This window comes from Psychrobacillus sp., assembly GCF_056205495.1.
Map to the genome: position 1 here is coordinate 1 of NZ_JBAEAP010000351.1, position 6,210 is coordinate 6,210.

The 6,210-nt window shown below is 37.1% G+C and carries 8 protein-coding genes; 1 reads left to right on the plus strand and 7 read right to left on the minus strand.

What is annotated here, in order from left to right:
* From AC06OU_RS10490 to AC06OU_RS10500, 3 genes are all read right to left on the minus strand, one after another.
* Positions 1–229 (minus strand): hypothetical protein (locus AC06OU_RS10490; protein ID WP_475855637.1); only part of this gene is annotated, 229 nt, incomplete at its 3' end.
* 16 nt (positions 230–245) lie between these two features.
* The gene (locus tag AC06OU_RS10495) at positions 246–704 is read right to left on the minus strand and encodes an acyl-CoA thioesterase (RefSeq protein ID WP_342568267.1); all 459 of its coding nucleotides are present in this window, start codon (positions 702–704) and stop codon (positions 246–248) included.
* A gap of 91 nt (positions 705–795) precedes the next feature.
* A complete protein-coding gene (locus AC06OU_RS10500; RefSeq protein ID WP_475855638.1) occupies positions 796–1,758 on the minus strand; it encodes a DUF4003 family protein in 963 nt (320 codons plus the stop codon).
* Between the two features lie 94 nt (positions 1,759–1,852).
* On the opposite strand from AC06OU_RS10500, the gene rluF reads away from it, so the two are divergent.
* Positions 1,853–2,557, plus strand: coding sequence for a 23S rRNA pseudouridine(2604) synthase RluF (rluF, locus tag AC06OU_RS10505; RefSeq protein WP_475855639.1), 705 nt, complete (start codon positions 1,853–1,855; stop codon positions 2,555–2,557).
* Between the two features lie 43 nt (positions 2,558–2,600).
* Here rluF and AC06OU_RS10510 read toward each other — a convergent pair whose 3' ends face one another.
* The 4 genes from AC06OU_RS10510 to AC06OU_RS10525 form a co-directional block, all read right to left on the minus strand.
* Positions 2,601–4,142 (minus strand): Mur ligase family protein, encoded by a 1,542-nt coding sequence (locus AC06OU_RS10510; protein ID WP_475855641.1) that lies wholly within the window; start codon positions 4,140–4,142, stop codon positions 2,601–2,603.
* Positions 4,143–4,470: 328 nt separating this feature from the next.
* Complete coding sequence (locus tag AC06OU_RS10515) at positions 4,471–4,764, minus strand: DUF6509 family protein (RefSeq protein ID WP_475855642.1); 294 nt, start codon at positions 4,762–4,764, stop codon at positions 4,471–4,473.
* A 284-nt stretch (positions 4,765–5,048) separates the two neighbouring features.
* Entirely contained in the window at positions 5,049–6,068 is a 1,020-nt protein-coding gene (locus AC06OU_RS10520; protein WP_475855643.1) for a serine hydrolase domain-containing protein, read from the minus strand.
* A 24-nt stretch (positions 6,069–6,092) separates the two neighbouring features.
* Positions 6,093–6,197 carry a hypothetical protein gene (locus tag AC06OU_RS10525; protein WP_475855645.1) on the minus strand — a complete coding sequence of 35 codons (105 nt, stop codon included), beginning with the start codon at positions 6,195–6,197 and terminating at the stop codon, positions 6,093–6,095.
* Positions 6,198–6,210: the final 13 nt, after the last annotated feature.

The window sequence follows — 6,210 nt, forward strand, 5'->3', positions numbered from 1 at the left end:
AATAGATGAGTCCGGCGATTCCAGCAATAACTACAATACCCATTATTGCAATCTGCATATAACTAAGTTGCTTCATTTGATGACGGTGTATAAATAATTCTAAAATGATGACCAAGAGGATAACCATAACTGTAATTGTCATCTCATGGAGATAGATAGAATTTATTAAATAGATGCCAAGAAATAAAATCATTAAGTACTTATAATTCTCATCTATTAGCTTTATCATACAGACACCTCAGTTTTTAATATTTCATCGCTAAACGTTGTTTACGGTGGGCCCTTCTTGCTGGTCCAGTTTCATATAGACGTTTTTCGTCCTCACTTTCTGGATGAATGCCCGGGACTGGAACTGGTTTCCCCTCTTCATCTACTGCAACCATTGTCAGAAAAGATTCGGTTGTAAGCTTCTCTTCTCCTGTCAGTAGATTCATGGAAGTTACGCGAACATATACCTCCATTGAACTGCGTCCCGTTGAGGATACAATTGCATCTAATTCAATTACATCTCCAACTTTTGCTGAAGATAAAAAGTCTACAGAATCAATAGAAGCAGTCACGACAGCTCCTTTTGCATGTTTCATCGCAGTGATGGCTGCGATTTCATCTATAAATGCTAAAACCTTGCCACCAAATATAGTTTCATGATGATTCGTATCTGGAGGTAAGATTAAATGGGTTTGAATTGTTCTTGATTGACTCATTGGATTTGTATTCACGAAAATCTCTCCTTGATGTTTAACTTCGATGTGTCTTTTTCTAAAAACCTTACTTACTTAGTATAGCATTCCTTCTTTAATTTGAGTTGGAAGATGATGCAAAACTTGTCGCTGCAATAGATGAAATCATCATTGCCTGTTGAGCCTGCAAAAGTATTTCAAGGGAGGTAGTCATTGATATTGCGGTAGTTTCATGTATGTCCCTAGAAGAATTCAAAGTTAGTCCAAGAGCAATAGGAAGTGCGGATTCCTTGTACCAGGTAAAAAGCTTCATATTAGTCAATGCCCTGTATGTCTCCACTATATCCATTAGCTGATTCTCGTTTAATTTAAGAGCAGCCATAAAACCAATAAGTGGATATTGCGAAAGAGAGAATTTTATCTTCACACTTTTAAAACCATCCCTAATAACCACTACCCTTGGTACTGTTTCCTTATCATACCCTGGATTTGTATAAGTAAGCACTTGAGATAACCACTGGAGTTCATTCCCTGAATAAAATTTATGATTTTTTAACTCTTCATAATATCTATTCATGGTCTCTGCCCTCGTCGTAATATCCCCCTCCAACTTACCTAAAAAGATTGCAAACGGGTAATCATCACTATTAGTTAAGAAACGATGATGGACCTTCATCGCTGACAGAAGCTCCATAGCTCTACTGATTTCAAAATCCCACTTATCTGGTTCATCCGACATCATTAAAGCAGCAACGTATGTGTAATCATTCATCTTAAATGATTTTTTCTTCAATTCCTCTACCTTCAGTAATAACTGATCGATTGCTTCTTCCGGTTCTTGGCCACTTACATCCAAAACCGAAGTAAACAATGGCTGTAGGTGGGATCGTAAGGGAGAGAACACACTTACTTTGTTCTTCATGATCTCTTTTATCTTGTTAAAGCGAACTAGATCCACGTCTTTTTCTAAGGACGTATAATAACCAGCGAGGGACAGTGTTACTCTTTTATCCACTGACCATCCTAAAACCTCTTTCAGCTTATTATAATTATGCTCTACTTTTTGTATCATCAACATTTTACCCACTCCTTTACTTTTTTACTGCTTAAAACCCATGAAAGTTTCACTAATTTGTTATACTAATACCACAAAGAAAAGTAGGTGTTAAATTATGCGTATTAATAAGTTTTTAAGCGAGGCTGGGATCGTGTCAAGACGCGGCGCAGATAAATGGATAGCAGATGGTAAGGTCACCATTAATGGTGCAGTAGCTGAACTAGGAAGCAAAGTAGAGGCTGGCGATGATGTACGTGTAGATGGAAAGCCGGTAACTGTGGAGCAGCCTTTAGTATACCTTGCTTTAAATAAGCCAGTAGGTATTACTAGTACAACAGAGCGTAATATTAAAGGAAATATCGTGGACTTTGTGAATCACCCACTCCGCATCTTCCATATTGGTCGCTTAGACAAAGATTCTGATGGCTTAATATTACTAACAAACGATGGTGATATTGTTAATGAAATTCTTCGTGCCGAAAATAAGCATGAAAAAGAGTATATCGTAACAGTAAATGAGAAAATAACAGACACATTTATTGAAAAGATGTCCTCTGGAGTGAACATTCTTGATACCACAACTTTACCATGTAAGGTAAAGAAAATTGGACCGAAAACATTTAATATTATTTTAACTCAAGGCTTAAATCGCCAAATACGGAGAATGTGTTCTGCATTAGGCTTTACTGTTAAGAGATTACAGAGAGTTCGTATTATGAATATTTCCATTGGTGGTCTTGCTATTGGTGAATGGCGCGACCTAACTGAGCAGGAAAGAAAAGAACTATTTAAAGAATTAGACTATCATCCTAAACGATAATAAAAGAAAGCAGTCCACACTTTAAATGTGGACTGCTTTTGTCTTATGAGTTTCCAGCTACACGTTTCTCTAATGGTTGGAATAATTTCTTTTTATCTACATCTGGTCGAATAGACTCTAACTGCTCTAGAGCAATCTTAGCACCATAGTCCATTCCTTGACATCCACCCAGCAGAACAAGATCGCCTTCTGATACCTCGCTCAAGCCAAAGCTAATAGCCTCTGGAAGTTCCTCATATAAATGAACCGTAATGCCTGCTTCGTCCATTACTTCTTTGAATACTTGTAACTCTTGTTCAGACACTACATCTTTTTTAGTAACATGAGATTTACTGATAGTAGCAGTGATCTCATGAATACCTAATCTTGGTGCCCATTTGGCGATTGCTTCTGCATTTTCTCTATTGACGGTTACCCCTCTATCTCCACGAATTGCATATACAAGGGACAAGCGGTTAAAATCCATTTTTTCTAAAGTTCCAAGTGTAATATCTATATTCCCACTATTTGCAAAGTGGTCATCGATAATTTTAAAATCTTCTTCAAAGATGATTTCAAAACGTCTTTCTACCCCTACAAATTCGGATAGACTTTTTTGAATGGTCTCCACTGGTACACCACATAACAAACCAGCTACAATACTAACCATGGAATTGTAAACGGAGTGGTAACCCGGTGTAGAAAGCTCAATTGAAAATTGTTGCTTAGGTATGATCATATCATTTGTAACTAAATCACGTTGAATAACTAGATTGAATTTTGCTCTTCCTGTTGATAAATCCAAATCTCTACATATTACATCTGCCGATTGGTCTTCTACACCAATAGTAATAACTGTAGCCTTTGTTTTGTTAATTAGAGAGGCAGAATAAGCATCATCTAGATTTAGAATTGCTACCTTGTCTGCTCCAGCGTCTCGAATAAGACTAGATTTATGTTCAAAATATTTTTCAAAGGATGAATGTAAGTCGATATGTTCTCTACTTATATTGTTCAACGTCACAATGTCAAAATCGACACAGCCTACACGTTTTAACTCTAAAGCAGAGGATGAAACTTCCATTGTAGCGTGAGTCACGCCTTCATCGACCATCTTAGCGTAAAATCGCTGTAGATCAAGCGATTCTGGTGTTGTCAGTTCAGAAGGCTCTGCATAATCACCAATCTTAACTACAACAGTCCCCATTAGACCCGTTTTAAGACCATGATTCTCTAAAATCGCATTAGTCATAAAGGAGGTAGATGTCTTTCCGTTAGTTGCTGTAATGCCTATCGTTTTAAGCTTATGAGTAGGATGATCATAGTAAGCAGCGGCAAGTGCAGCTAGAGCTTTTCGTGCATCCCCCACTTTATATTGTGGAACCTCTAGATCATCTATAAACTCCTCTACCACAAGTGCCACAGCACCATTTTCCACTGCTTGTCCAGCAAACTTATGCCCGTCTGCTTTAAAGCCTTTTATACAAACAAATACTTGGCCCTTCTCCACCTTCTGTGAATTATAAGCAAGTCCTGTAATATTAATATTTTCAGCATTTTTGACGTCAATTATAGATAGTTGATTCATCAAATTTGTTAGTTCCATCAAAACAGCCACCTTTATATGTAAAATCTTCTCAGTTAAGTTTACATCAATTCAAATAAGAAGGAAACTAAAAGGAAATACAAAACTATTTCCTTAATTGTCCTTCAATTGAGTTTATTTCATCATTTCTCTTGTTAAAAAGTCACGCCGTTCATGGAAAGAATGACGAATAAAATATACGCCTTTTGTGAGGAGAAATTAAATAGTTTTTCACTCACACCGATACACCTTTCTTCTAGGCGCCCCGTCCTTAATCTGTCTACTAATAGAATGTAAAAACGTGAAATCCTAACGATTTCACGTTTTACATTATTTGAGGCTTGTGATGTTATTCCGCCTCGTTATAGTGTTCCATGCAAAAAGCAAGAACTACGGACTCTTCATTTTCTTCTAAGCCGTAATCTAATACTTTTCCATTACTGCGATCAAGGAAGTGATATTGAACAATTTTCGACCCCGTATCTAAAACAGCTAAAATAACTCTCAAATCTAATGAGCTTGCCTCTTCAAATAACTCGTCATCCTCTGGAACTTCAAAGCCCAGTAAAAATTCATATCGATCCCCAGCAATTATTCCTGTTGGGTCCTTTATCTTTTCAATCTCATAAGATGTTATATTCACAAAGTCCACCTCCGTCTATAGTTTATCATTTTTACAGAGCATTTTCTTATTTTGTTCGCTATAATAGAGAGATTATAAAAAGAAGGAGAGAATCTCTCATGCTTAACCCTGAAAAAATAATATATATACTTGTTCCTGTTTTTCTTCTCGTATTGGTATTCGGTGAAGGACTAAACAATATCGTATATTCTATCCTATCTTTCCTCTTAGGCCTATCAATGCTTTACCTTGCTTATTCCCTTTTACGTAAACAACGCGAGGAACGAAAGCAGCGCAAATAATATTTAAAGACGGTGCATTTGCTCCAACACTTTCATCATAGCAAAAGCACCCTTAGACTTATTGGAGCAGATAGCTAATTTAAGTTGTTGAGCAGGATAGTATGCCGAGTGAAAGCTAACTCCAGGGTCATATCCCATTACGTGGTACTTGCTAATATTGTTCCCGTCTTTCTTAATCCATACCCCATATCCATAGTAATCATCATCCTGTTCTTTTACGTAAGGTTGGAGTAAGGCTGCCGTTGTTTGCTCTTCTAATAATTTATTGTCTAGCAGGGCATCCCAAAAATGAAGCATATCCTGAACCGTTGTAAAAGCCCCACCATCCGCCCCGCCTAGGACGGGTAGAGAATAAATATTAGTTTTCCATGTTCCATCCTCAGAGTCTATATAACCTAGTGCCGTATTATTCGGTAAGGCATCCATCGGAAAATACCCTGAGTCCTTCATTCCCGCTTTCTCAAAAATATTTTTTTCTACATATCGTTGAAACGATAGCCCTGTAGCTTCTTCTACGATTAAACCAAGTAAGATATAACCTGCGTTGTTGTATTGAAATTGTTCTCCTGGTGTAAATTTCATCTTACCATTCTGAAATAATGGTAAGAAGTCCTCTAACTTACGCATATGGTACATTGGCTTTTCAATCCAAAGTTCTTCAAAGTCATCCATTACCTCTTCATCAAAATAGTCCGGGACTCCAGAAGTGTGTGTCAGTAAGTGATGAAGAGTTATTGAATCATCAAAATGAGGAAGAGTGATGGACGTACAATCCTTTAATTTCTGGTCATAAGATAATTTCCCTGCCTCTACTAACTGGCTAATGGCAACCGCAGTAAAAATTTTGCACCCAGATGCAATACCAAACCTGGTATCTATCCTGTTAAGTAGCAAATCGGAGCGGTTAGCATATCCAAAACTAGTCTCTACTAGCGAGGAATCCTTACTTTTTAATAGAATACTTCCTGAAAACTGCGATTCTTTTTGAGCCACTTCTATTTGTTGCTTGTTCATTTCTCCCATAATATTTCCCCCTGAAGATTATTTCTATTTTCTAAAAATCTTTACTACCTCGTTCACGATTAATGGTAGTAAGCTAAGCCCAATAACAATTAACCAGTCTTCTAATTGTAGCGATTGTACACTAAACACATCTGCAATAGGT